This is a genomic window from Streptomyces sp. NPDC007945 (assembly GCF_042958885.1).
Classification (GTDB): Bacteria; Actinomycetota; Actinomycetes; order Streptomycetales; family Streptomycetaceae; genus Streptomyces.
Genome location: NZ_JBIBJV010000002.1, coordinates 515,091 through 539,883, shown reverse-complemented (window position 1 = coordinate 539,883; position 24,793 = coordinate 515,091). Strand labels below are relative to the sequence as shown.

The 24,793-nt window shown below is 74.3% G+C and carries 20 protein-coding genes; 15 read left to right on the top strand and 5 right to left on the bottom strand.

Translation table 11 applies throughout. The annotated features are described in order from the left end of the window. The first annotated feature begins 204 nt into the window (after positions 1–204). The 6 genes from ACFZCF_RS07730 to nudC all read left to right on the top strand — a co-directional run bounded on the left by ACFZCF_RS07730 (position 205) and on the right by nudC (position 11,658). Entirely contained in the window at positions 205–3,822 is a 3,618-nt protein-coding gene (locus tag ACFZCF_RS07730) for a UvrD-helicase domain-containing protein (RefSeq protein WP_391285320.1), read from the top strand. Positions 3,823–3,982: 160 nt separating this feature from the next. After that, entirely contained in the window at positions 3,983–4,759 is a 777-nt protein-coding gene (locus tag ACFZCF_RS07725; protein ID WP_388436632.1) for a hypothetical protein, read from the top strand. A 76-nt stretch (positions 4,760–4,835) separates the two neighbouring features. After that, positions 4,836–5,642 carry a hypothetical protein gene (locus tag ACFZCF_RS07720; RefSeq protein WP_391285317.1) on the top strand — a complete coding sequence of 269 codons (807 nt, stop codon included), beginning with the start codon at positions 4,836–4,838 and terminating at the stop codon, positions 5,640–5,642. An 84-nt stretch (positions 5,643–5,726) separates the two neighbouring features. After that, positions 5,727–9,227, top strand: coding sequence for a UvrD-helicase domain-containing protein (locus ACFZCF_RS07715; RefSeq protein WP_391285315.1), 3,501 nt, complete (start codon positions 5,727–5,729; stop codon positions 9,225–9,227). 10 nt (positions 9,228–9,237) lie between these two features. Then, on the top strand, positions 9,238–10,653 hold the full coding sequence (locus tag ACFZCF_RS07710) for a dipeptidase (RefSeq protein ID WP_388436622.1): 1,416 nt from the start codon (positions 9,238–9,240) through the stop codon (positions 10,651–10,653). Between the two features lie 57 nt (positions 10,654–10,710). Beyond that, entirely contained in the window at positions 10,711–11,658 is a 948-nt protein-coding gene (gene nudC / locus ACFZCF_RS07705; protein WP_189946596.1) for an NAD(+) diphosphatase, read from the top strand. A gap of 108 nt (positions 11,659–11,766) precedes the next feature. Here the strand turns inward: nudC and ACFZCF_RS07700 are convergent, their stop codons facing one another. Next, a complete protein-coding gene (locus ACFZCF_RS07700; RefSeq protein WP_388436618.1) occupies positions 11,767–12,024 on the bottom strand; it encodes a mycoredoxin in 258 nt (85 codons plus the stop codon). A 204-nt stretch (positions 12,025–12,228) separates the two neighbouring features. On the opposite strand from ACFZCF_RS07700, the gene ACFZCF_RS07695 reads away from it, so the two are divergent. The 5 genes from ACFZCF_RS07695 to ACFZCF_RS07675 all read left to right on the top strand — a co-directional run bounded on the left by ACFZCF_RS07695 (position 12,229) and on the right by ACFZCF_RS07675 (position 16,151). Further along, positions 12,229–14,421 carry a UvrD-helicase domain-containing protein gene (locus ACFZCF_RS07695; RefSeq protein ID WP_391285311.1) on the top strand — a complete coding sequence of 731 codons (2,193 nt, stop codon included), beginning with the start codon at positions 12,229–12,231 and terminating at the stop codon, positions 14,419–14,421. Positions 14,422–14,653: 232 nt separating this feature from the next. Continuing rightward, on the top strand, positions 14,654–14,974 hold the full coding sequence (locus ACFZCF_RS07690) for a hypothetical protein (RefSeq protein ID WP_391285983.1): 321 nt from the start codon (positions 14,654–14,656) through the stop codon (positions 14,972–14,974). A 169-nt stretch (positions 14,975–15,143) separates the two neighbouring features. After that, positions 15,144–15,512, top strand: a complete 369-nt coding sequence (locus tag ACFZCF_RS07685; protein WP_031013886.1) for a WhiB family transcriptional regulator — start codon at positions 15,144–15,146, stop codon at positions 15,510–15,512. Then, the gene (locus ACFZCF_RS07680; RefSeq protein ID WP_388436612.1) at positions 15,509–15,871 is read left to right on the top strand and encodes a hypothetical protein; all 363 of its coding nucleotides are present in this window, start codon (positions 15,509–15,511) and stop codon (positions 15,869–15,871) included. The genes ACFZCF_RS07685 and ACFZCF_RS07680 overlap by 4 nt, the downstream gene beginning before the upstream one ends. A gap of 97 nt (positions 15,872–15,968) precedes the next feature. Further along, on the top strand, positions 15,969–16,151 hold the full coding sequence (locus tag ACFZCF_RS07675) for a hypothetical protein (RefSeq protein ID WP_391285308.1): 183 nt from the start codon (positions 15,969–15,971) through the stop codon (positions 16,149–16,151). A 7-nt stretch (positions 16,152–16,158) separates the two neighbouring features. Here the strand turns inward: ACFZCF_RS07675 and ACFZCF_RS07670 are convergent, their stop codons facing one another. Together ACFZCF_RS07670 and ACFZCF_RS07665 are read right to left on the bottom strand one after the other, a co-directional pair. Next, positions 16,159–17,508, bottom strand: a complete 1,350-nt coding sequence (locus ACFZCF_RS07670; RefSeq protein ID WP_391285306.1) for an AarF/UbiB family protein — start codon at positions 17,506–17,508, stop codon at positions 16,159–16,161. After that, entirely contained in the window at positions 17,501–18,709 is a 1,209-nt protein-coding gene (locus ACFZCF_RS07665; RefSeq protein WP_391285304.1) for a ThiF family adenylyltransferase, read from the bottom strand. Before ACFZCF_RS07665 ends, ACFZCF_RS07670 begins: the two co-directional genes overlap by 8 nt. 111 nt (positions 18,710–18,820) lie before the next feature. Between ACFZCF_RS07665 and ACFZCF_RS07660 the strand changes: the two genes are divergently transcribed. The 4 genes from ACFZCF_RS07660 (at position 18,821) to ACFZCF_RS07645 (ending at position 22,661) form a co-directional block, all read left to right on the top strand. After that, on the top strand, positions 18,821–19,417 hold the full coding sequence (locus ACFZCF_RS07660) for a SprT-like domain-containing protein (protein WP_391285302.1): 597 nt from the start codon (positions 18,821–18,823) through the stop codon (positions 19,415–19,417). Positions 19,418–19,529: 112 nt separating this feature from the next. After that, complete coding sequence (locus tag ACFZCF_RS07655) at positions 19,530–21,191, top strand: TerD family protein (RefSeq protein WP_391285300.1); 1,662 nt, start codon at positions 19,530–19,532, stop codon at positions 21,189–21,191. A gap of 14 nt (positions 21,192–21,205) precedes the next feature. Beyond that, complete coding sequence (locus ACFZCF_RS07650) at positions 21,206–21,886, top strand: AIM24 family protein (protein ID WP_391285298.1); 681 nt, start codon at positions 21,206–21,208, stop codon at positions 21,884–21,886. A gap of 19 nt (positions 21,887–21,905) precedes the next feature. Next, complete coding sequence (locus tag ACFZCF_RS07645; protein ID WP_391285296.1) at positions 21,906–22,661, top strand: AIM24 family protein; 756 nt, start codon at positions 21,906–21,908, stop codon at positions 22,659–22,661. Positions 22,662–22,730: 69 nt separating this feature from the next. Here ACFZCF_RS07645 and ACFZCF_RS07640 read toward each other — a convergent pair whose 3' ends face one another. Further along, positions 22,731–23,252 (bottom strand): NUDIX domain-containing protein, encoded by a 522-nt coding sequence (locus tag ACFZCF_RS07640; RefSeq protein ID WP_391285294.1) that lies wholly within the window; start codon positions 23,250–23,252, stop codon positions 22,731–22,733. Continuing rightward, positions 23,249–24,679, bottom strand: a complete 1,431-nt coding sequence (locus ACFZCF_RS07635) for a zinc-dependent metalloprotease (RefSeq protein WP_388436585.1) — start codon at positions 24,677–24,679, stop codon at positions 23,249–23,251. Before ACFZCF_RS07635 ends, ACFZCF_RS07640 begins: the two co-directional genes overlap by 4 nt. Positions 24,680–24,793: the final 114 nt, after the last annotated feature.

Below are 24,793 nucleotides of genomic sequence, written 5' to 3'. Positions count from 1 at the left end.
CGGACCCGGCACCGGATCCGACACCGGACGCGGCGGAGCCACGGAGAGCGGTACGGAGAGAGGTACGGGCCCCGGCACGCGCGCGTGCGCGCCCCCGGACCCGCACCCGTCCGCGTACCGCTCCCCGCGCCTCCGCCGCCGTCACCGCGCGCACCACCCGCACCGCACGCGTCACCTCACCACCGACCAGGACCGGCCCACCACGTGAGTTCCTCCTCCACCACCCGGCCGACGCCGCCGCACCAGGGACAGCCGTACCCGGGCGCGGGCAGGCAGCGGACCCCCGGCTCGTACCGGCTGGTGCGCACGGCGCCGGCCCCGGTGGATCCCCCTCAGCTGGACGCAGCCCAGCGGGCGGTGGTTGAGCACGACCGGGGACCCCTCCTCGTCCTCGCCGGACCCGGCACCGGGAAGACGACGACGCTGGTGGAGGCCGTCGCGACCCGCGTGGAACGCGGCGCCGACCCCGAGCGGATCCTCGTCCTCACCTTCAGCCGCAAGGCCGCCGTCGAGCTCCGCGACCGGATGGCCACCCGGCTCGGCGGCCGCCGCCCGCCCCAGGCCACCACCTTCCACTCGTACTGCTACGCCCTCATCCGCGCCCACCAGGACGCCGAACTCTTCGCCGAGCCCCTCCGGCTCCTGTCGGGACCCGAGCAGGACCTCGCCGTCCGCGAGCTCCTCGCCGGCCAGATCGACCTCGAACGGACCGGCCTCGGCGGCGTCCGCTGGCCCGACGAACTCCGCGCCTGCCTCACCACCCGCGGCTTCGCCGACGAGGTCCGCGCCGTCCTCGCCCGCTCCCGCGAACTCGGCCTCGGCCCCGACGCGCTGCGCCGCTTCGCCGACCGCGTCGGCCGCCCCGACTGGAAGGCCGCCGCCGGCTTCCTCGCCGAATACCTCGACGTCCTCGACCTCCAGGGCGTCCTCGACTACACCGAGCTCGTCCACCGGGCCGTGCTGCTCGCCGAAGAGATCACCCTCCCCGCGTACGACGCCGTGTACGTCGACGAGTACCAGGACACCGACCCCGCCCAGGTCCGGCTCCTCACCGCGCTCACCGGCGGCGGCCGGACCACGGTCGTCGCCTTCGGCGACCCCGACCAGTCCATCTACGCCTTCCGCGGCGCCGACGTGAACGGCATCCTCGACTTCCCCGCGGCCTTCGGCGGAGCCCCCGTCCGCGTCCTCGGCACCTCCCGCAGGGCCGGCGCCGACCTCCTCGCCGCCACCCGCCGGCTCACCGCGCGCATGCCGCTCACCCGGCTGCCCGCCGCCGCCGTGCGCGCTCACCGCGACCTCGCGCCGGTACGCGACGGAGGCCGGGCCGAGGCGTACACGTACCCCACCGCCTCCGCCGAGTCCGAGAACATCGCCGACCTGCTGCGCCGCGCCCACCTGGAGGACGGCGTCCCCTGGCACGACATGGCCGTCCTCACCCGCGCCGCCGCCCCCCTCACCTCCCTCCGCCGCGCCCTCACCTCGGCCGGCGTCCCCGTGGAGACGGACACGGCCGACACCCCCCTCCGCCACGAACCCGCGGTGGCGCCCCTGCTCCTGGCGCTGAGGGCGGTAGCCGCCCCGGCCGCGAGCGGACGCGCCGCGGGGACGGCAGAGACGGAAGGGGTGGAAGGGACGGCCGGGCCGGAAGCGGCGGCAGGGCCGGAAGAGCCGGAAGCTGCGGCAGGGGCGGTCGCCACCGACCCAGGCGCCGCGCCGGCCTCCGGGGCCGGCCCCGTACGAGCCACGGAGGCCGCTCCCGTACGCGGCTCGGAGTCCGGTGGCGTACGGGCTTCGGAGTCCGTTGCCGTACGGGGTTCGCAGGCCGACCCCGTACGGGCTCCGCAGCCCGCTCCCCAGCCGACGGCGGAGGCCGCGTCTTCGGAGGTCGCGCCCTCCGACCCCGCGTCCTCCGACCCCGCCCCGCACGAGCCCGCGCCGGAAGGCGGCTGGCTCGGCGTGGAGACCGCGCTCGAACTCCTGGCCTCGCCCCTCGGCGGCGTCGACCCGGCCGACCTGCGCAGGCTCGGCCGCGCCCTCCGTGAGGAGCACCGCGCCGCCGGCGACCGGCTCCCGCCCCCCTCCGACGTCCTCCTCGCCCGCGCCCTCGCCGAACCCGAGCGCCTCGCCGCCCACGACCCCGCCTACGCCCGCGGCGCCCAGCGTCTCGGCCGCCTCCTCCAGGAGGCCCGCGCCCTCCTCGCCGCCGGCGGCACCGCCGAGGAGGTCCTCTGGCTCCTCTGGAACGGCACCCCCTGGCCCGGCCGCCTGGAGCGCGCCGCCCTCCGCGGCGGCCCGGCCGGCCGCAACGCCGACCGCGACCTCGACGCCGTCTGCGCCCTCTTCGAGACCGCCGCCCGCGCCGAGGAGCGGCTCGGCGGCCGCGGCGTCCTCAACTTCCTGGAGGAGCTCGACGCCCAGGACATCGCCGCCGACACCCTGACCCGCCGCCACACCCGCCCCGACGCCGTCCGGCTGATGACCGCCCACCGCTCCAAGGGCCTGGAGTGGGGCCTCGTCGTCGTCGCCGGCGTCCAGGAGGGCCTCTGGCCCGACCTGCGTCGCCGCGGCTCCCTCCTCGAAGCCGACCGCATCGGCCGCGACGGCCTCGCCGAACCCCTCACCGCGGGCGCCCTCCTCGCCGAGGAGCGCCGCCTCTTCTACGTGGCCGCCACCCGCGCCCGCGAACGGCTCGTCGTCACCGCCGTGAAGGCACCCGCCGAGGACGGCGACCAGCCCTCCCGCTTCCTCGCCGAGCTGGGCGCCGAACCGAAGGACGTCCCCGGACGGCCCCGCCGCCCGCTCGCCGTCTCCGCGCTCGTCGCCGAGCTGCGCGCCACCACCGTCGACCCGGACGCCTCGCCCGCGCTCCGCGACGCCGCCGCCCGCCGCCTCGCCTCCCTCGCCTCCCTCGCCGACGAGGACGGGCAGCCGATGGTCCCGGCCGCCCACCCGGACCGCTGGTGGGGGCTGCACGAGCCCACCCGCGGCGAGGTGCCGCTGCGCGACCGGGACCGGCCCGTCGCGCTCTCCCCGAGCGCCCTGGAGAACCTCGCCGCCACCTGCTCCCTCCAGTGGTTCCTCGGCCGCGAGGTGAAGGCCGCCGAACCGGCCACCGCCGCGCAGGGCTTCGGCAACGTCGTCCACGTCCTCGCCGACGAGGTGGCCTCCGGCCGCACCCCCGCCGACCTGGACGTCCTCATGGCCCGTCTCGACACCGTGTGGGACGCCCTCGCCTTCGACGCCCCCTGGAAGTCCGCGCAGGAGAAGGAGCACGCGCGCGTGGCGCTCGAACGCTTCCTGCGCTGGCACGTGATGGACCGCGGCGGCCGCACCCCCGCCGCCTCCGAGCACGGCTTCGACGTCACCCTGGAGGCGGGGGAGTACCAGGTCCGCATCCGCGGCTCCATGGACCGCGTCGAGACGGACGCCGAGGGCCGCGCGTACGTCGTCGACTTCAAGACCGGCAAGTCCGCGCCCACCCGGGACGAGGTCGCCCACCACCCGCAGCTCGCCGTCTACCAGCTCGCCGTCCGCGAAGGGGCCCTGGACGAGGTCTTCGACGGCCGCCGCCCCGAACCCGGCGGCGCCGAACTCGTCCAGCTGCGCCAGGCCGCCCCCAAGAAGGAGGGCGGCGACGCCCTGCCCAAGGTGCAGGCCCAGGGTCCGCCGGAGGGCGAGTGGGTCGGGGAACTGCTCGCCACCGCCGCGGGCCGGGTTCTCGACGAGCGCTTCACCCCGACCGCCGGGCAGCACTGCGCGAACTGCTCCTTCCGCGCCGCGTGCAGTGCCCGACCGGAAGGCCGCCAGGTCGTCGACTGAGCGGGAGTGACGGGAGTCACCTTCCCGTCCGTGCATCCTTCGGCGACCCCGGCTTGTCATTCTCTGGGCGGCACCGCATAAGGTCGCCGTCAAGAAAAGCTGTGAATCTTCGCTTTCGAACACGCCGAAAGCACCACCAAGCACGCTGAGGAGTACGCGCATGAGGGCCAACCGGAAGCTCTGGGCCACCGCGGCGATCTGTCTGACCGTCGTCGCCGGTGTCACCGGCTGCGGCAAGGGCGACGACAAGCCCGCCGACCCCTTCGCGGGCCTCTCCGCCGACGACATCGCCAAGAAGGCCGTCGAGACGACCAAGGCCGTCACCTCCGTCCACATGAAGGGCGAGGGCAAGGAAGACGGCAAGGACATGAAGCTCGACTTCTCGGTCGACGACAAGGGCACCTGCCAGGGCTCGATGTCCATGGGCGAGGGCGGCAAGGCCGAGGTCATGCGCACCGGCGGCTTCACCTACATGAAGGGCGACGACGCCTTCTACAAGGGCACCGCGGGCGAGGACGGCTCCTCGGCCGAGGAGGCCGGCGCCATCGCGACCCTGCTCAACGGCCGCTGGATGAAGCTCCCCGCCGACGACGCCGACTCCAACGACCTCGGCGAGTTCTGCGACCTGAAGGCGCTCTTCGCCGACATGGACAAGGAGACCGAGACCACCGGTCTCACCCGCGAGGCCGACGCCGACGTCGACGGCGCCGCCGCCGTCGTCCTCAAGAGCAAGGCCGACAAGAAGGGCGAGACCACCACGCTGTACGTGGCCAAGGACTCCGCCAAGCCGTACATCCTCCGCTCCGTCACCGCCGGCGGCGACGACCCGGGCACGGTCACCCTCAGCGACTTCGACAAGCCGCTGAAGGTCACCGCCCCGCCGGCCGACCAGGTCATGGACATGGAGGCGCTCATGAAGGCCGGCGCCGGCAGCTGACCCCCGGCACCGAGTAGCGGCCACGCGCGCGTGGGGCGACCCTGGTGACAGGGTCCGGGGGGACGAGGAGGCTCGTATGCGGTACCGGTCCAGCCACCGGAGGCTCCGCGCCGCGGCCGTCGTCTGCGCCGTGGTCGCCGTCGCCGCCCCCGCTCCGGCGGGGGCCTGGGCGGCGACGGCGACGACGGCCCCCGCCGCCGCGGCCCCGACCCCGGATCCCTTCGACGGGCTCACCCCCGCCGAGATCGCCGACCGGGCCGTCGACGCCACCCGGTCCGCCGACTCCCTGCGCATGACCGGGCAGCTCGTGTCCGAAGGGCAGGACCTCGACATCGACTTCACCGTCGACGACCGGGGCTCCTGCCGGGGCCGCATCGGCGTCGACGAGGGCGACGCCGAACTCCGCCGGCTCGACGGCGTCACCTACCTGAAGGGCGACGCGGCCTTCTGGCGGATCTCCATGGCCACCCAGGGAGTCCCCGAGAACCGGATCGGGCCGGTCATCGAACTCGTCCAGGACCGCTGGCTCAAGATCGGCCCCGGTCAGGCCGGCAGCGCCGACCTCGGCGAGATCTGCGACCTGGACTCCCTCCTCGACGACCTCGGCGAGGACCGGGACGGCCGCGCGGGCCTCCGCCGCGGCCCCGACCGCGAGGTCGACGGCACCCCCGTCGCGACCCTCGTGGAGAAGGAGTCCCGCACGACCACCACCGTCTCCGTCGCCCAGGAGGGCAAGCCGTACATCCGCCAGGTCGTCAGGACCGGCGGCGACGAACCCGGCTCGATGACCCTCTCCGAGTTCGACCGCCCGGTGGGCGTCACCGCCCCGCCCGCCGACGAGACCGTCGACCTCTCCCGGCTCGACCCCGGCACCCGCGCCTGACCCCCGGGGCCGCCCCGACGGAGAAACCGCAGGCGGTACGGGCGGAGGACGGGAATGTCCGACCGCCCGGTTAGCCTCTTCAAGGTGACCGCACGCATCACCGACCCCGAGCAGCTCAAGGAGCTCCTCGGCATCCCCTTCACGCCGGAGCAGACGGCCTGCATCACCGCGCCGCCCGCCCCGCAGGTCATCGTGGCCGGAGCCGGCTCCGGGAAGACGACGGTGATGGCGGCCCGCGTCGTGTGGCTGGTCGGCACCGGGCAGGTCGCCCCCGAGCAGGTCCTCGGCCTCACCTTCACCAACAAGGCCGCCGGCGAACTCGCCGAGCGCGTCCGCACCGCCCTCGTCCGCGCCGGCGTCACCGACCCCGACCCGGTCGACCCCGAGAACCCTCCCGGCGAGCCCCGCATCTCCACCTACCACGCCTTCGCCGGGCAGCTCCTCACCGACCACGGCCTGCGCATCGGCCTCGAACCGACCTCCCGGCTCCTCGCCGACGCCACCCGCTACCAGCTCGCCGCGCGCGTGCTCCGCGAGGCCCCCGGCCCGTACCCCGCGCTCACCAAGTCCTTCCCGACCCTCGTCGAGAACCTGCTCGCGCTCGACGCCGAACTGGCCGAGCACCTCGTCGATCCCGAGGACCTCCTCGCGTACGACGCCGAGCTCCTCACCGCCCTCGCCGAGGCGAAGCTCACCAACGACGACCTGCGCAAGCTCCCCGAGACGGCCACCGCCCGCCGCGAGCTCGCCGGACTCGTCATCCGCTACCGCGCCGCCAAGCGCTCCCGCGACCTCCTCGACTTCGGCGACCAGATCGCCCTCTCCGCGCGCCTGGCCACCACCCGCCCCGAGGTGGGCGCGATCCTCCGCGACGAGTACCGGGTCGTCCTCCTCGACGAGTACCAGGACACCTCCGTCGCCCAGCGGCTCCTCCTCTCCGGCCTCTTCGGCCACGGCACCGGCCACCCGGTCACCGCCGTCGGCGACCCCTGCCAGGCCATCTACGGCTGGCGCGGCGCCTCCGTCGCCAACCTCGACGACTTCCCCGCCCACTTCCCGCACGCCGACGGCACCCACGCGAGCCGCCAGTCCCTCTCCGAGAACCGGCGCAGCGGCGGCCGCCTGCTCGACCTCGCCAACGACCTCGCGACCCCGCTGCGCGCCCTGCACGCGGGCGTGGAGGCGCTCCGCCCCGCGCCGGGGGCAGAGGCCGACGGCACCGTCCGCGTCGCCCTCCTCCCGACCCACGCGGAGGAGCTCGACTGGCTCGCCGACTCCCTCGCCCACCTCGTCCGCACCGGTCGCGAGCCCGGCTCCATGGCCGTCCTGTGCCGCACCGCCGGCGACTTCCCCGCCATCCAGGCGGCGCTCGTCGCCCGCGGCGTCCCCGTCGAGGTCGTCGGCCTCTCCGGCCTCCTCCACCTCCCCGAGGTCGCCGACCTCGTCGCCGTCTGCGAGGTCCTCCAGGACCCGGGGGCCAACGCCTCCCTGGTCCGCCTCCTCACCGGTCCCCGCTGGCGCATCGGCCCGCGCGACCTCGCCCTCCTCGGCCGCCGCGCCCGCCTCCTCGTCCACCACGGCGCCCCCGGCCCCGACCCGGAGCGGCGGCTCGCCGCCGCCGTCGAGGGCGTCGACCCCGCCGAGGTGACGTCGCTCGCCGACGCCCTCGACACCTTTCTCGACTCCGGCGGGCACCCCGACGACGGCCTGCCGTTCTCCGCCGAGGCCCGGGTCCGTTTCGCGCACCTCGCCGCCGAGCTGCGCTCGCTCCGCGCCTCCCTCGCCGACCCCCTCATGGACGTCCTGCACCGGATCCTGTCCGTCACCGGCCTGGAGGTCGAACTCTCCGCCTCCCCGCACGCCCTCGCCGCCCGCCGCCGCGAGACACTCGGCAACTTCCTGGACGTGGCCGCCGGCTTCGCCTCCCTCGACGGCGAGGCCAGTCTCCTCGCCTTCCTCGGCTTCCTGCGCACCGCCGTCCAGTTCGAGAAGGGCCTGGACAACGCCCTGCCGGGCGGCGAGAACACGGTGAAGGTCCTCACCGCCCACAAGTCCAAGGGCCTGGAGTGGGACGTCGTCGCCGTCCCGGGGCTGGTCGCCGGCCAGTTCCCGTCCGCACGCGCGCGCGAGTCCTGGACCTCCCAGCCCCAGGTCCTCCCGCACGCCCTGCGCGGCGACGCGGCGACCCTCCCGGACCTCGACACCTGGGACGCCGCCGCCATGAAGTCCTTCAAGGCGGCGATGGCGGACCACCAGCACACCGAGGAGCTCCGCCTCGGCTACGTCACCTTCACCCGCCCCCGCACCCTCCTCCTCGCCTCCGCCCACTGGTGGGGCCCCTCCCAGAAGAAGCCCCGGGGCCCCTCGGCCTTCATGGAGGCCCTGTACGAGCACTGCGCGCAGGGCCACGGCGACATCGAGGCGTGGGCGGAAGCCCCCGAGAAGGGCGCGGAGAACCCGCTCCTGGCGGAGGCGACCGGCGACCTCCCCTGGCCGCTCCCGCTCGACGCGGAGGCCCTGGCCCGCCGCCGGCAGGCGGCGGAGCACGTCAGGGCCGCCCTCCGGGCCCTCCCCCCGCAGGACGTCCGCGCCACCCGGCCGGGCCCCGCCGCCCCGGCCCTCCCGGGCCCGCCCGCCCCGGACGGCTCCGCCGAGGAGCTCTGGCTCCCCGGCGACCTCGCGGAGGAACCCCCGCACGAACCCGGGGACACCCCGTACGACGAGCCCCCGTACGAGCCCGGCGCCGCCCCGTACGCCTACGAGCCGGAGGAGGCTCCGACCCACGAACCCCCGGGCACCCGGACCGCGGTCGGCGCGCCCCCGCACGGCACCGTCCCGGCCGACGCGATCCCGCACCCCCGGGAGGCCTCGCTCACCCCGGAGGAGCTCCGCACCATCGCCTCCTGGGACAGGGACCTCACCGCCCTCACGGCGGAGCTGCACCGCACGCGCGCCACCACCCGGGACGTCCTCCTCCCCGCCTACCTCTCCGCCTCCCAGGTGATCCGCCTCGCCGAGGACCCGGACGCCTTCGCGCAGGAGCTGGCCAGACCCATGCCCAAGCGCCCGCAGCCCGCGGCCCGCCGCGGCACCCGCTTCCACGCCTGGGTGGAGTCCCGCTTCGAGGAGCTGCCGCTGCCGTTCCTCGCCCCGGACGAGCTCCCCGGCGGCGAGGACTTCGCGGGCGAGCCGGAGATCGTCGACGAACGGGACCTGGAGACCCTCAAGGAGGCCTTCGCCCGCACCCCGTACGCCCACCGCGCCCCGTACCGCGTGGAGGTCCCCGTCCACCTCACGCTGGCGGGCCGGGTGGTGCGGGGCCGGATCGACGCCGTCTACCGGGACCCGGACTCGGGGGCGTACGAGATCGTCGACTGGAAGACCAGCCGGCACCGCACCGCCGACCCCCTCCAGCTGGCGCTGTACCGGCTCGCCTGGGCCGAGCAGCACGGCCTCGACCCGGAGGAGGTGGCCGCCGCCTTCGTCTACGTACGGACGGGTGAGGTGGCCCGGCCGGCCCGGCTGCCCGGGCGGGCCGAGCTGGAGGCGATCCTGCTGGGCGGGGCACCCTCCGGCGCCGGATAGGCTCGGGACCATGAGCGAGACCCCGGACAGCGCCGTCCACCCCGTACGCGCCTACATCGAGCAGCACCGCGCCGCCTTCCTCGGCGACCTCGCCGAGTGGCTGCGGATCCCGTCCGTGTCGGCGCAGCCGGAGCGCGCCGGGGACGTGCGGCGCAGCGCCGACTGGCTCGCCGGCGCCCTGAAGGACACCGGGTTCACCACGGTCGAGGTGTGGGAGACGGCCGGGGCCCCCGCGGTGTTCGCCGAGTGGCCGTCCGCCGACCCGGACGCGCCGACGGTCCTGGTCTACGGACACCACGACGTCCAGCCGGCGGCCCGCGAGGACGGCTGGGACACCGACCCGTTCGAGCCGACCGTCGTCGGCGGGCGGATGTACGCGCGCGGGGCGGCCGACGACAAGGGCCAGGTCTTCTTCCACACGCTCGGCGTCCGCGCCCACCTCGCCGCGACCGGCCGCACGACGCCGGCCGTCCATCTGAAGCTGCTGGTGGAGGGCGAGGAGGAGTCGGGTTCGCCGCACTTCCGCGCGCTCGTCGAGGAGCACGCCGACCGGCTCGCCGCCGACGCCGTGATCGTCTCCGACACCGGCATGTGGTCCGAGACGACCCCGACGGTCTGCACCGGCATGCGCGGGGTCGCCGACTGCGAGATCGACCTGTACGGCCCCGACCAGGACATCCACTCCGGTTCCTTCGGCGGCGCCGTGCCCAACCCGGCGACCGTCGCCGGCCGGATCGTCGCCGCCCTCCACGACGCCGACGAGCGGGTCGCGATCCCCGGCTTCTACGACGGGGTGGCCGAGCTCACCGAGGCCGAGCGTCGGCTCGTCGCCGAGCTGCCCTTCGACGAGGCGGCCTGGCTGCGCACCGCCAAGTCCCACGGCACCCTCGGCGAGGCCGGGCACTCCACCCTGGAGCGGGTCTGGGCCCGCCCGACGGCCGAGGTCAACGGCATCGGCGGCGGCTACCAGGGCCCCGGCGGCAAGACGATCGTGCCCGCCTCCGCCCACATCAAGCTGTCGTTCCGGCTGGTCGCCGGACAGGACCCGGACCGCGTCGAGACGCTGGTGCGCCGGTGGCTGGCCGGACTCGTGCCCGCCGGGATCCGGTACGACGTCGTCTTCGGCGCCCCCACCCGCCCCTGCCTCACCCCGCTCGGCCACCCGGCCCTCACGGCGGTGGCCGGGGCGATGAGCCGCGCCTTCGACGGGGCCACCGTCCGCTACACCCGCGAGGGCGGCTCGGGACCGGCCGCCGACCTCCAGGACGTCCTGGACGCGCCCGTGCTCTTCCTGGGCATCTCGGTCCCGTCCGACGGCTGGCACGCGCCGAACGAGAAGATCGAACTCGACCTCCTCATGAAGGGCGTCGAGACGACCGCCTACCTGTGGGGCGACCTCCCGGCCGCCCTGCGGGCCGGGCGCTGAGGCGCGGAGCCGCAGCCGTAATGACCGACACCGAACCGGGGGAGTAGGAAAACACCTGTGAGCACCCTGAGCAACGCGTTCGCGGACCACCCGATCTCGCTCACCGCCCCGAGCGGGATCGACCGCGCCGCCCACCACCGCCTCGACGAGGCGTGGCTGGCGGCCGCCTGGAGCCACCCGACCACCCGTGTCTTCGTGGTCTCCGGCGGCCAGGTGCTGATCGACGACCGGCCCGACGGCACCACCGAGCTGGTGATGACCCCGGCGTTCGAGGCGCCGATGACCGAGACGCACCGCTACTTCCTCGGCACCGACGCCGACGGGGTCTCCTACTTCGCGCTCCAGAAGGACTCGCTCCCCGGCCGCATGGACCAGTCGGCGCGCCCGGCGGGCCTGCGCGAGGCGGGTCTGCTGCTCTCGCCGCGCGACGCGGGTCTGATGACCCACGCGGTGGCCCTGGAGAACTGGCAGCGGCTGCACCGCTTCTGCTCGCGCTGCGGCGACCGCACGGTGATCGCCGCAGCGGGGCACATCCGCCGCTGCCAGACCTGCGGCGCCGAGCACTACCCGCGGACCGACCCGGCCGTGATCATGCTGGTCACCGACGACCAGGACCGGGCACTCCTCGGCCGCCAGGTGCACTGGCCGGAGGGCCGCTTCTCCACCCTCGCCGGCTTCGTCGAGCCGGGCGAGGCGATCGAGGCGGCGGTGGTCCGGGAGGTCTTCGAGGAGGCCGGCGTCACCGTCGGCGAGGTCTCCTACGTGGCCAGCCAGCCGTGGCCCTTCCCGTCCAGCCTGATGCTCGGCTTCTTCGCCCGGGCCACCTCCCCGGAGATCGAGGTCGACGGCGAGGAGATCCACGAGGCCCGCTGGTTCTCCCGCGAGGACCTGGAGGCCGGTTTCGCCTCGGGCGAGATCCTCCCGCCGTACGGCATCTCGATCGCCTCCCGCCTCATCGAGCTCTGGTACGGCAAGCCCCTGCCGAAGCCCGGCGACGTCATCTGACCCGCCCCGGCCCCGCCGTCCCCGCGGCGGGCGCAGGCCCCCACACCGACGAAAGGGCCCCCGGCCAGGTGCGGCCGGGGGCCCTTCGCGCGGGCGGCGGAGGCGCTGTCAGGCGCCGAGCGCCTGCTTGACCTGGGCCAGGCTCGGGTTCGTCATGACGACCTCGGCGGCGCCGGAGGCGGGCACCACGCGGACGGTCGGCACGGTCTGGTTCCCGCCGTTGGCCTGCTCGACGAAGGCGGCCGACGCCGGGTCCAGCTCGATGTTGATCTCGGTGTAGGCGATGCCCTCGCGGTCCAGCTGGCCCTTCAGCCGGCGGCAGTAGCCGCACCACTCGGTGCTGTACATCGTCACGGTGCCCTGCATGGCCAGGTGCTCCTCTGGGGTCGGGGTCGGCGGTCGGTGCCGAAGGAAGAACGTACGCCACCGGGCCGGCCATTCCCGTACGCCGGGTGACCCGCGCCGCTTCCCGGGCGCCCCGGCCAGGGTGATCATGCGACGGTACGACCGCACGGCCGGGCCTGTGGACGACGTGCCGCACCGGCCCGCCCGACCTGGCAGCATGGCGGAGTGACAGCAGCAACGCACTCCCCTCTCTTCCCGCGGGTCCCGGAGACCGCGGACGCGGTGCTCGACGGGCTCGACCCGGAGCAGCGCGAGGTGGCCCTGGCCCTGCACGGACCGGTCTGCGTCCTCGCGGGCGCCGGCACGGGCAAGACGCGGGCGATCACCCACCGGATCGCCTACGGGGTGCGGGCCGGTGTGCTGGCCCCCGCGAGCGTGCTCGCCGTCACCTTCACCAACCGTGCCGCGGGCGAGATGCGCGGCCGGCTCCGCCAGCTCGGCGCGGGCGGGGTGCAGGCCCGCACCTTCCACTCGGCGGCCCTCCGGCAGCTCCAGTTCTTCTGGCCGAAAGCGATCGGTGGCCCGCTGCCCCGGCTCGTCGAGCGGAAGGCCCAGCTCGTCGCCGAGGCGGCGGCCCGCTGCCGGGTCCGGCTCGACCGCAGCGAGCTGCGGGACGTCACCGCGGAGATCGAGTGGGCCAAGGTCACCCAGACCGTGCCCGCCGACTACCCGGCGGCCGTCGCCCGCGCCCGGCGCGACGCACCCCGCGACCCGGCCGAGATCGGCCAGCTCTACGCGATGTACGAGCAGCTCAAGGGCGAGCGCTCGGTGATCGACTTCGAGGACGTGCTGCTGCTCACCGTCGGCATCCTCCAGGACCGACACGACATCGCCGAGCAGATCCGCGGCCAGTACCAGCACTTCGTCGTCGACGAGTACCAGGACGTCTCCCCGCTCCAGCAGCGCCTCCTGGAGCTGTGGCTGGGGGAGCGGGACAGCCTCTGCGTGGTCGGCGACGCCAGCCAGACCATCTACTCCTTCACCGGCGCCACCCCCGACCACCTGCTGGACTTCCGCCTCCGCCACCCACACGCCACCGTGGTCAAGCTGGTCCGCGACTACCGCTCCACCCCCCAGGTCGTCCACCTCGCCAACGGCCTGCTCAACCAGGCCAGCGGCCGGGCCGCCGACCACCGCCTGGAGCTGATCTCCCAGCGCGAGGCCGGGCCCGAGCCGGTCTACGCCGAGTACGGCGACGAGCCCGCCGAGGCCGAGGGCACCGCGCGCCGGGTCCGCGACCTGATCGCCGCCGGCGTCCCCGCCGGCGAGATCGCCGTCCTCTACCGGATCAACGCCCAGTCGGAGGTCTACGAGCAGGCCCTCGCCGACGCCGGCGTCCCCTACCAGCTGCGCGGCGCCGAGCGCTTCTTCGAGCGCCAGGAGGTCAGGGAGGCGGGCGCGGCCCTGCGCGGCGCGGCCCGCTTCGGGGCGAACGACTCGCTCCTCGACGGCGCCGACGACCTCCCCGCCCAGGTGCGAGCGGTGCTTTCCGGCCAAGGCTGGTCCAGCGAACCGCCGACCGGCTCCGGTGCCGTCCGCGACCGCTGGGAATCGCTCGCCGCGCTCGCCCGGCTCGCCGACGACTTCGCCGCCGCCCGCCCCGGCGCCACCCTCGCCGACCTCGTCGCCGAGCTCGACGAGCGGGCCGCCGCCCAGCACGCCCCCACCGTCCAGGGCGTCACCCTCGCCTCGCTGCACGCCGCCAAGGGCCTGGAGTGGGACGCGGTCTTCCTCGTCGGCCTCACCGACGGCATGCTGCCGATCACCTACGCCAAGACGGACGAGCAGATCGAGGAGGAGCGCCGGCTGCTGTACGTGGGCGTCACCCGCGCCCGCGTCCACCTCACGCTCTCCTGGGCCCTCTCCCGCTCCCCGGGCGGCCGCGCCTCCCGTGTCCCGAGCCGCTTCCTCAAGGGACTGCGCCCCGGCTCCGGCAGCCGGGCCGGCGGGTACGCCGCGGCCGGCGGCATCGAGCGGGGCGGCGCGGGCGGCCCGGCCGGCGCGGGCACCCGCCGCCGCCCCCGGGGCCCGGTCCGCTGCCGGGTCTGCGGCACCACCCTCACCGAGGCCGGCGCCATGAAGCTGCTCCGCTGCGAGGACTGCCCCTCGGACATGGACGAGGGCCTGTACGAGCGGCTGCACGCCTGGCGGGGCGAGCGGGCCCGGGAGCTCGGCCAGCCCGCCTATTGCGTCTTCACCGACAAGACGCTCATGGCGATCGCCGAGCGCGTCCCGTCCTCCGGCGGCGAGCTCGCCATGATCGCCGGGGTCGGCACCCGCAAGCTGGACCGCTTCGGAGCCGATGTCCTGGCCATCTGCGCAGGTGAAGAGCGTGCGACGGAGCCGGAGGAAGACTGATCGAAACTCGTGGGAAAAATAGTTTGCGCCCGCCCCGTCAAGCCCCATAGGTTCTTAACCACGCAGCAGCGGCTTCATATGAAGCACTGCCTCGTGCTGTACTTGTCCAAATGAACATCGAGAGCCCGGCTCACCCCCGAGCTCTCCGAGACGCCGAGAGGAGGCGATTCCAGTGATCAGCAACATCAAGAGCACCACCGTCATCAACGACACCGTCGTCAGCACCGCCAAAATGACCGATCGCTCGGTCGTCTCCACCTGCTCGCTCGGCGTCTCCGCCGTCGCGCTCCTTGGCAGTGGTCTGCCCGTCGCCGGTCTGCCGGTCGCCGGTCCGGCCCTCGCCGGTCTGCCCGTCGCCGGTCTCTCCGGCCGTGGCATGTCCGTCATCGAGCGCGACGAGCGACCGACCAAGGCACGGGTGGCTGAAGAGACCAAGGCCGGATTCACGGCCTATGGCTTTGCGGCGGCCGGTGCCGGCAAGCAGCAGACGACGACGCACCACCACATGATGTGGGCCTTCCGTGGGCTCGAACCCTGGAGTGATCCAGCCTGATTCGATCAGGCCGGCGCCTTCAGGGCCGCGGAACCCCACCCGGGATCCGCGGCCCTTCTGTTTGTCCCCGAACGGGGACGACGGAGCGAAGGGGCCTCGGGACGACACACCCGGTACCAGCCGAAGACCCGGCCGACCGGCCGGAACGACCAGACGAGGAAAGACACCCGTGCAACTCGAAGCGCACGCCCCGTCCGTACCGCCTTCCGAAACGATCCCCCCGTCCGGCCTCACGGAGGACCACGCCTTGACCCCCCTGACATCGCTCACCGCGCTCGACGACGCCATCGAGAACCTCGGCGTCCCGGTTCCCTGCCGGGCCTACGACCCGGAGGTCTTCTTCGCCGAGTCCCCGGCCGACGTCGAGTACGCCAAGTCCCTCTGCAAGACCTGCCCGCTGGTCGCGGCCTGTCTCGCCGGCGCCAAGGAGCGCCGTGAGCCCTGGGGTGTCTGGGGCGGCGAGCTCTTCGTCCAGGGCGTGGTCGTCGCCCGCAAGCGGCCCCGTGGCCGCCCGCGCAAGAACCCGGTCGCGGCATGACCGCCCTCACCTGGGACGCCGTACCCCACAAGGCCCCCAGGCGCACCGGAACGATCGACCACCCCCTCACGCACGATCCCCAGAAGCAGGCCCCGATGACCACGTCCGCCTTCGAGCCCAGCCGCTCCGCTACCCCCGACTTCTCCACCGCCGGCGCCCCCGCGTCGCGTCAGAACAGGACCCGTGACATGCAACTCATCCCAGAAGCCCTGGCCCGTGCCCATATGCGCGAGCGCCGGCATGAGGCCGAGGCGGAACGTCAGGCCGCGCGCCTGATCGCCGCCCGGCGCATGCAGCGCCGCGCCGAGCGCGCCTCGCTGCGCGCCCGCCGCGCGCTGGCCATGGCCGTCATGAACTGAGCGCCCCACAGGCGTCCCGCGGGGGCCGGTCCGAACGGACCGGCCCCCGCGGTGCGTTGCACCGCCGCGGCCGCTCCGCCGGGCTATCGTCACGAGGATGAACGAGCCCCGCGCCACGGAGGAGCCCGTGGCCTGCGCACGCTGCGGCAGGACCGCCGACCCCCTCCCGATCACCTGGACCTGCTCCGTCGAGAACGGCCGCCGCGAGTACTTCTGCGAGGAGTGCGCCCGCGCCAACATCCGGGCCATCGAGGGCCGCCTCGACTCCTCCTGGTGGTGAGCCCTCCTCAGGCCGCCGGGTCGAAACCGGGCAGCCACGCCGTCAGCTCGTCCCGCAGCCGCACCTCCGCGTTCAGCTGACAGAGCACCCCGATCGTCGACAGCGTCACCCGGTGGATCAGCAGGTACGACGGCGGCAGGTTCAACTGCCGTCCCAGCTGGTGCGCGGGGGAACGGGGGTCGGCGATCCGCGCCGCCTGCGTCCGCAACCAGCCCCGGGTGAAGACGAAGGAGTCCGCCTGCGCCGGCTCGATGATCGGCAGCAGGTACTCCAGGACCTCCTCCGGATCGAGCGCCACCGACTCCTTCACGAAGCCCTCGGACCGCAGCAGCCCGTAGACCGTCTCGGCCTCGCCGGCCAGCGTCATCCGCAGACACGTCCCGATCGTCTCCGGCAGCCCGCCCGGCAGCCGGTCCACCGTGCCGAAGTCCAGCACCCCGAGCCGCCACCCACCAGGACCGTCCGCCCCGCCGGCGCCGGCGGCCGGCAGCAGCCGGAAGTTCCCCGGATGCGGATCGGCGTGCAGCAGCCCCGTCCGTGCCGGCCCGGAGAAGAGGAAGCGGGCGAGCAACTGCCCGGCCGCGTCCCGCTGCTCCTGATCGCCCTCCGCGATCACCTCCGCGAGCGGGATCCCGTCCATCCACTCGGTCACGAGGACCTGCTCCGCCTGGTGCACCACCTCCGGCACCACCACGTCCGGATCGTCCGCGAAGACCTCGGCGTGCTCCCGCTGCGCCCGCGCCTCCAGGGCGTAGTCCAACTCCTCCGAGACCCGCTCGCGCAACTCCGCGATGAGCGGCTTCACCTCGATCCCCGGCACCAGCGGCCCGAGCAGCCGGGCGAACCTCCCCAGCTGCGCCAGGTCCGAGAGCAGCGCCTCACCGGCGCCCGGGTACTGCACCTTGACGGCGACCTCGCGGCCGTCGTGCCAGACCGCCCGGTGCACCTGACCGATCGACGCGGCCGCCGCCGGCTTGTCCTCGAACTCCAGGAACAGCTCCCGCCATCCGTCCCCGAGCCCCTCCTCCAGCACCCCGTGCACGGTCTTCACCGGCATGGGAGGCGCCGCCTCCTGAAGCTTCGTCAGCGCCGCCCGGTAGGGCCCGGCGACCTCCTCCGGCAGCGCCGACTCGAAGACCGACAGCGCCTGGCCGAACTTCATGGCCCCGCCCTTGAGTTCACCGAGCACCTTGAACAACTGCTCCGCCGTGCGCTCCTGGAGCTCCCGGGCCACGAACTCCGCGGACTTGCCGCCGATCCGCTTGCCGAGCCCCCACGTCGCCCGGCCCGCGAAGCCCAGCGGCAACGCGGCCAACTTGGCGGTCCGGGTGACCGCCTTCCGGGGAAGATCAGACATGCGCCCCTCCAATTCCCAGACTGCCGTGCCGCGCAGGGCTGTGCCCCGCCATTGTGGACCCAGCCTCCCCGGCTCCCGAGGTGCGCACCCCCACCCTGCCCCGGGCGGCCCCGCAAGGACAGGCCGGGTGCGGCGCCAGCCGCTCGGACCGCCACCCCAGCGAGGGCATCGCCGCCTCCCACCGGGTCCCGGTGCTCGCCGGCAACTCCCCGTCCAGGAAGGCGAGGGCGTGCCCCGCGGCCAGCCCCGCCACCGCCGTCGCCAGCGCGACGTCACAGGCCGGCAGCGGATGCGGCGCCCCCGAACGCCACTGCGCGAGCAACCGCGGCCACGCCGGGTCCCGGTCCGTCGCCTCCTCCTGGAGGCACCGGGCGCACGCCGTCCCGCCCGGCAGCACCAGCGGCCCCACCACCCCGGTCGCCTCCAGCACCCCCGCGTACAGATGGGGGACCCCGGCCGCCATCCACGGCTCCGCCGGCACCGGATCCGGCACCCGCACCCCGAGCCCGTCCCGGTCCGTCACCACCACGAGGGACACCGCCGCCCGGCCGCCCCCGTCACCCGGCGCGGCCCGCCGCCCCGTCCCCCGCACCGCCACCGGCCCGCGCGACCAGCGCCCCACGAGGCGCCGGGCCGCCGCCACCCGCCGCTCGCCGACCGCCTCGGCGGGCAGTCCGCCGGGCGCCGTCTCCCACGGCTCGACCCGGCCGCCGTCCACCACCTCGACCGCGCCGACCCCGGCCGCCGCGAGGAGCGCCGCCACCGCCGAGCCCACCCGCCCGGCACCCCGCACCCGCACCCGCCGCTCCCGCCGGGCCGCGAGCGTCCCCAGGGCGCGCTCCGGCTCCGGACACACCACCGACAGCGCGGCCAGGTCCGCCCGCAGCGGATCGAGCGCCGTGTCCACCGCACCGGCCTCCGGCCCCGCCCGCCCCGGCCGCCCGGCGGCGGCCTCCACGAGCAGTCCCACCGCCGAGAGCCGCCCGAGCAGCGCGTCGAGCCGCCCCTCCGGCAGCCCCAGAGCCGCCGCCTCCGCCCGCAACAGTGCCGTCCCGCGCGTCCCGTCCATCAGCCCGAGCAACCGGCCCGTCGCCGCGTCCACCGGATCCAGCACCACCGCGTGCGCCGGCGCCACCCCGTACTGCACACAGGTGAGGCTCCGCCACGCCCGGCGCAGTGCCGGCTTCACCATCGGATGCATCCCCGCCCCCGTCCTCGGCCTCCGCGGTCCCTCCGCGATCCGTGACCAGACTGCCCACCGCCGCCTCGTCGCGCCGAAAGTTGTCCACAGGACCGCTCGAAAGTCACATGAATGGAAGGTCGCACCGGCCGCGTGGAGGGGAATCCGTCGAGCCCGCCGGGTACCGTCGAGGGCGTGTCAGTCGAGATCCGCAGGAGCGCCCGCCGCACCCGATCCGTCTCCGCCTATCGCGAGGGGGACCGGACGATCGTCCTCATCCCGGCGCGGATGTCGGAGGCCGAGGAGCGCCGCTGGGTCGGCGTGATGCTGGAGAAGCTCGACGCCAAGGACCGGGACAAGGAGCGCCGCGCGACCCGCGGCGACGCCGAGCTCGCCGAGCGGGCGGCCCGGCTCTCGCAGCGCTACCTCGACGGCCGGGCCCGGCCCGCCTCGGTCCGCTGGGTCACCAACCAGAACGGCCGCTGGGGCTCCTGCACCCCCGCCGAGGGCACCATCCGGCTCTCCCACCGCCTCCAGCAGATGCCCGAGTACGTCGTCGACTACGTCCTCCTGCACGAGCTCGCCCACCTCCTCGTGCCCGGACACGGCCCCGACTTCTGGCGGCTCCTGGAGGCGTACCCCCGTACCGAGCGGGCCCGCGGGTACCTCGAAGGGGTGGTCGCGGCGGACCGCCTTCCCGGGTCGCCGGGCACGGAGCCCGCGTCCTGAGGCCCTTTTTCCCGATTCGGTACCGGTTCGGACCTCCGCTGTCTCAATGTCGTCCCCAGCGGTTAGCCTGGCGCGAGTCATTCGCCATCGGGATGGGGGACGGTCGTTACGCATGGCCAGGGAATTCCAACGCGGCCACAAGGCCAAGATCAGTGATCTGACCGCGGGCACCGATCTGTACGTGGGCGTGCAGATCTCCGCTCCCGGGCTCACCTTCGACATCAGCTGCTTCGGCCTCGACGCCGACGAGCGGCTGTCCGACGACCGGTACTTCGTCTTCTTCAACCAGCCGAAGTCGCCCGAGGAGTCCATCCAGCAGCTCGGGGCGCAGGCCGGGGACACCGAGTCCTTCCGCGTCACCCTCGACCGGATCCCCCCGCAGATCCACAAGCTCGCCTTCACCGCCACCATCGACGGCGACGGCCAGATGTCGCAGATCGGCCCCGGCTGGATCCGGATCGTCGCCGGCGGCGAGGAGGTCGCCCGCTACGCCTTCACGGGAGCGGAGTTCTCCACCGAGCGCGCGGTCATGCTCGGCGACTTCTACCTGAAGGACGTGTGGCGCTTCGCCGCCGTCGGCCAGGGCTTCGACGGCGGCCTGGAAGCGCTGCTGCGGAACTTCGGCGGAGAGGTCCTGGAAGAGGAGCCCGCCGCCCAGCAGCCCGCCGCCCCCCAGCAGGCCGCCCCCGGTTTCGCCGCCCCCGCCCAGGCCGCGGCCCCGCCCGCCTTCGGCGCCCCGGCCGCCCCTGCCCCGGCTCCGGCCGCCCCGGCCTTCGGCGCCCCGCAGCCCGGCTACGGAGCCCAGCCGCCCACGCCGCCGCCGGCCCCGCAGCCGGTGCACACCCAGCCCACGATGGTCGCGCCGCTCGCCCCCGCGCCCGTGCCGCCCCCGCCCCCGGCACCCGGCGCCTACGGCCAGCAGCCCCCGCAGGCCCCCTACGGGCAGGTCCCCGGCCAGACCCCGCCGCACGGCGCCCCCTACGGGCAGCCGCCGCAGACGCCGTACGGCCAGCAGCCCGGCTACGGCCAGCCCGCCCCGTACGGTCAGCAGCCCGGCATGCCGCCCCAGGGCATGCCGCCCCAGGGCATGCCGCAGGGCGCGCCCGCGCCCGGCGCCGGGCTGGCGGCCGCGCTCGCCCCGTTCAAGGAGACCGCCACCGGCGCCCGCTGGACCCCGCAGAACCAGCAGCTCATGCGGGTCGACCTCAGCATGGGCGGCACCCCCGTCCTCGCCCGCCAGGGATCGATGGTCATGTACCAGGGCAAGGTCGACTTCTCCTACAAGGGCGCGGGCTTCGCGGGCCGGATCGTCGGCAACGCCACCGGCCAGGAGATGCAGCTGATGCGCTGCACCGGCCGCGGCCAGGTCTTCCTCGCCGAGAACGGCGCCCATCTGCACCCGATCGAGCTCCAGGGCGACGCCATCTGCGTCTCCGCGGAGAACGTGCTCGCCTTCGACGAGTCCCTCCAGTACGAGGTCCGCCGCATCGAAGGCCACGGCATCCCCGGCGGCGCCCTGTTCACCATGCAGTTCCAGGGCACCGGCACCGTGATCGTCAAGACCCACGGCGTCCCCGTGGTCCTGCCCGTCACCCCGACGACCTTCGCGGACTGCAACGCGGTCGTCGCCTGGTCGGCCGCCTCACAGGTCATCCTCTCCAGCCAGGTCCGGCTCCGGCGCAACGCCTACCCCGGCCACAGCGGCGAGACGGTGAACCTGCAGTTCCGGGGCGCCCCCGGAAACTTCATCGTCGTCCAGCCGTACGAGGTCTGAGGGAGCCCGACACCATGAACCAGCAGCTCGCGGGCTACGCCCCGACCCCCATCGCGGCCCGCATGGGGAACCACGGCCGTACCATGCTCAAGGTCGCCATGGCCACCGGCCAGGACCTCTACGCCCGGGCCGGCTCGATGGTCGCCTACGAGGGCTTCATCAGCTACGAGCCCAACCCGCCGGCCGTCCGCCAGGTCGCCAGGGAATGGGCCACCGGCGAAGGCGCGCCGATCATGAAGTGCACCGGCGACGGCCTGCTCTACCTCGCCGACTACGGCGCCGACGTCGTCGTGATCAACCTCCAGAACGACTCGATCTCCGTCAACGGCACCAACCTCCTCGCCTTTGACGCGCACCTCCAGTGGGGCGTCGAGCGGGTCAAGGGCCTTGCCAAGTTCGCCGGACAGGGCCTGTTCAACGTGCAGATCTCCGGCACCGGCTGGGTCGCGCTCACCTCGCGCGGCACCCCGATCGTCGTCGACTGCGGCCGCGGCGAGGACGAGACGTACGTCGACCCCGACGCGCTCGTGGCCTGGTCCCCGACGCTCAAGGTCAAGGGCAAGCGCAGCTTCAAGGCGTCCTCCCTCATCGGGCGGGGCAGCGGCGAGGCATACCAGATGGCCTTCTCGGGCCAGGGCATCGTCGTCGTACAGCCCAGCGAGGACAGCAGCGACCGGCTTCGGGTCCGGGGCTGAGGGGGAGCGAGAACACATCATGCAGAGCCCGCTTTTCAACCACGCAGAACAGCAGAGCCAGGAGCGATACGTCGTCCAGAACCCGCAGCTGCTGCGGGTCAGCCTCACCGGCCACGACGACATCCTCGCCCGCAAGGGCGCCATGGTCGCCTACCAGGGCCTCGTCGACTTCGACGGCGAGTACCAGAACGCCAACCAGCGGCGGGCCCGCGCCCGCACCGGCGAGGGCCTCGACCTGATGCGCTGCTCCGGGCAGGGCACGGTGTACTTCGCCAACCTGGCGCAGTACATCCACGTCGTCGAGGTCGAGCAGGAGGGCCTCACCGTCGACAGCTCCTACGTCCTGGCGCTCGACACCAGCCTGCACACCGAGGTCATCGCCGTCGACAGCCAGTACGGCGTCTCCGGCACCGGCAAGTACCAGCTCAACATCACCGGCCGCGGCAAGGTCGCCCTCATGACCTCGGGCCAGCCGCTGATGCTCCAGGTCACCCCCGACAAGTACGTGAGCGCCGACGCGGACGCCATCGTCGCCTGGTCCACCTCGCTGCGGGTCCAGATGCAGGCGCAGACGCACAACAGCAGCGTCCGCAGCCGCCGCGGCAGCACCGGCGAGGGCTGGGAGCTCAGCTTCCTCGGCCAAGGCTTCGCCCTCGTCCAGCCGAGCGAGGTCCTGCCCCCGCAGAACGCCGCCATCGGACAGGGCGTCGCCGCCCAGTTCGGCGTGGGCCAGCAGGGCGCCCACGGCCAGAACCAGAACAACGCCTGGAACTGAGCGCACGGACCGCGCACGACGAAGGGCCCCCGGAGAGACCGGGGGCCCTTCGCCGTGCCGCCGCCCCGCTCACAGGCGGGCCAGCGTCGCCTCCGTCAGCCGCACCACCGAGGTGTCCGCCACGCCGGCCACCTCGTCGTACGCGAACCACTTCAGGTCCAGCGACTCCTCGCTGATCCGGGCCACCGCCTCGGCCGGGGCCAGCGCCGCGTACTGCACGTCCAGGTGCCAGTTGCAGGGCGCGGGGATCGGATGCCGGTCCAGTCGCACCGGGCCGCCGGGCAGCAGCGTGAGCCCCGGGATCCCCGACTCCTCGGCGGCCTCGCGCAGCGCCACCGCCTCCAGCCTCGGATCGCCCTCCTCGCAGTGGCCGCCCATCTGGAGCCAGAGGCCGAGCTTCTTGTGCAGGGTCAGCAGCACCCGCCCGCGCGCGGGGTCGACCACCAGCGCGCTGCCGGTGAGGTGCCCCGCCGAGCAGGGCTTGTACATGCCGTCCGGATGCGCGGCCAGGTGCTCCAGGTAGAGCTCGCGGAGCTCCGGCTGGTCCTCGTACCCCTTCAGGACGAGGACCGCGTCGTCGTGCAGCGTCACTTGGCGTCGTCCCCGTCCTCGGGCGTGTCGCCCTTGGCCGCGTCGCCGAGCAGCTTGTCCAGCTCGGAGAAGTCCAGGTGCTCGCGGTGGACGAAGCCGTCCGGGTCGTCGAGGTCGGTCGCCGTCGGCAGCATGTCGGGGTGCTCCCACAGCCCGTCGCGGCCGTCGACCCCGCGCGCGTCGGTGAGCGAGGCCCACAGCCGGGAGGCGTCCCGCAGCCGGCGAGGCCGCAGCTCCAGACCGATCAGGGTGGCGAAGGTCTGCTCGGCCGGACCACCGGTGGCCCGACGCCGCCGCAGCGTCTCGCGCAGCGCGTCCGCCGAGGTCAGCCGGGACTTGGCCGCCTCGTGGACCACCGCGTCCACCCAGCCCTCGACCAGCGCGAGCGCCGTCTCCAGCCGGGCCAGGGCCGCCTTCTGCTCGGGCGTGTCCTGCGGCTGGAACATGCCGGACTGGAGCGCCTCCTGGAGCTGCTCCGGGTGGGTCGGGTCGAGCTGGGAGACGGCCTCCTCCAGCTTCGACGTGTCGACCTTGATCCCGCGCGCGTACGACTCGACCGCGCCGAAGAGGTGCGCCCGCAGCCACGGCACGTGAGCGAAGAGCCGCTGGTGGGCGGCCTCGCGCAGGGCCAGGTAGAGCCGCACCTCGTCGGAGGGGACGCTCAGGTCCTTGCCGAACGCCGCCACGTTCAGCGGGAGCAGCGCCGCCCGGCCGGCCGGGCCGAGCGGCAGGCCGACGTCGGTCGAGCCGACGACCTCACCCGCGAGCGCGCCGATGGCCTGCCCGATCTGCTGGCCGAACATGGCGCCGCCCATCGACCGCATCATGCCGATCAGCGGACCCGCCATGGCCTGCATCTCCTGCGGCAGCACATCGCCCATGGCGGTGCCGACCCGCTCGGCGACCGGGTCCACCAGCGCCTTCCACGCCGGGAGGGTCGCCTCGACCCACTCGGCGCGGCTCCACGCCACCGCCGTGTTCGCCCCGGAGGGCAGCGAGGTGACCTGGTCCAGCCACAGGTCGGCGAGGCGGACCGCCTCCTCGACCGCGGACTTCTCGGCCGGGCCCACGCTGGCGTCCTTGACGCCGTCGGCGGTGCCCTGGGCGACCGCCTGGCGGGCGATCTGCTTGGCCATGTCCCAGTTCACGGGACCGCCCTCGTAGCTCAGCATCTGGCCGAGCTGCTGGAAGGCCGCGCCCAGGTCCGTCGGGTTCATCGACCCGAACATCGCCGCGAACGGGTTGTCCGCGCCGCCCTGGCCGCCGCCCATGCCGGGGAAGCCGAATCCGAACGGGTTCGCCCCGAACGGATTGCCGCCCTGGCCGCCGGACCCCTGGCCACCTCCGGCGGGGTCCTTCTTCTTGCCTTCGTCGCCGTCCTCCGGCTCCTCCGGCGGAAGGCCGAATCCGAATGGGGTGTCACTCACAGGTTTCCTCGGCTCCTCGGGCCACCGGCTCTCTGCCGGCGGCGACTGCCCGCTGCACAACACCAGCGTAGACATCCGGGTCGGATATGGGCTCATGTCTCCGCCGGGCCGTGC

Excerpts from the sequence above, each read along its gene's own strand:
- ACFZCF_RS07680 (WP_388436612.1), top strand. The coding sequence starts at position 15,509 with ATGACCGCCCTCACCTGGGACGCCGTACCCCACAAGGCCCCCAGGCGC.
- ACFZCF_RS07690 (WP_391285983.1), top strand. The coding sequence starts at position 14,654 with ATGACCGATCGCTCGGTCGTCTCCACCTGCTCGCTCGGCGTCTCCGCC.
- ACFZCF_RS07660 (WP_391285302.1), top strand. The coding sequence starts at position 18,821 with ATGGAAGGTCGCACCGGCCGCGTGGAGGGGAATCCGTCGAGCCCGCCG.
- ACFZCF_RS07650 (WP_391285298.1), top strand. The coding sequence starts at position 21,206 with ATGAACCAGCAGCTCGCGGGCTACGCCCCGACCCCCATCGCGGCCCGC.
- ACFZCF_RS07720 (WP_391285317.1), top strand. The coding sequence starts at position 4,836 with ATGCGGTACCGGTCCAGCCACCGGAGGCTCCGCGCCGCGGCCGTCGTC.
- ACFZCF_RS07665 (WP_391285304.1), bottom strand. The coding sequence starts at position 18,709 with ATGCATCCGATGGTGAAGCCGGCACTGCGCCGGGCGTGGCGGAGCCTC.
- ACFZCF_RS07710 (WP_388436622.1), top strand. The coding sequence starts at position 9,238 with ATGAGCGAGACCCCGGACAGCGCCGTCCACCCCGTACGCGCCTACATC.
- ACFZCF_RS07725 (WP_388436632.1), top strand. The coding sequence starts at position 3,983 with ATGAGGGCCAACCGGAAGCTCTGGGCCACCGCGGCGATCTGTCTGACC.
- ACFZCF_RS07645 (WP_391285296.1), top strand. The coding sequence starts at position 21,906 with ATGCAGAGCCCGCTTTTCAACCACGCAGAACAGCAGAGCCAGGAGCGA.
- ACFZCF_RS07700 (WP_388436618.1), bottom strand. The coding sequence starts at position 12,024 with ATGCAGGGCACCGTGACGATGTACAGCACCGAGTGGTGCGGCTACTGC.
- ACFZCF_RS07655 (WP_391285300.1), top strand. The coding sequence starts at position 19,530 with ATGGCCAGGGAATTCCAACGCGGCCACAAGGCCAAGATCAGTGATCTG.
- ACFZCF_RS07670 (WP_391285306.1), bottom strand. The coding sequence starts at position 17,508 with ATGTCTGATCTTCCCCGGAAGGCGGTCACCCGGACCGCCAAGTTGGCC.
- ACFZCF_RS07675 (WP_391285308.1), top strand. The coding sequence starts at position 15,969 with ATGAACGAGCCCCGCGCCACGGAGGAGCCCGTGGCCTGCGCACGCTGC.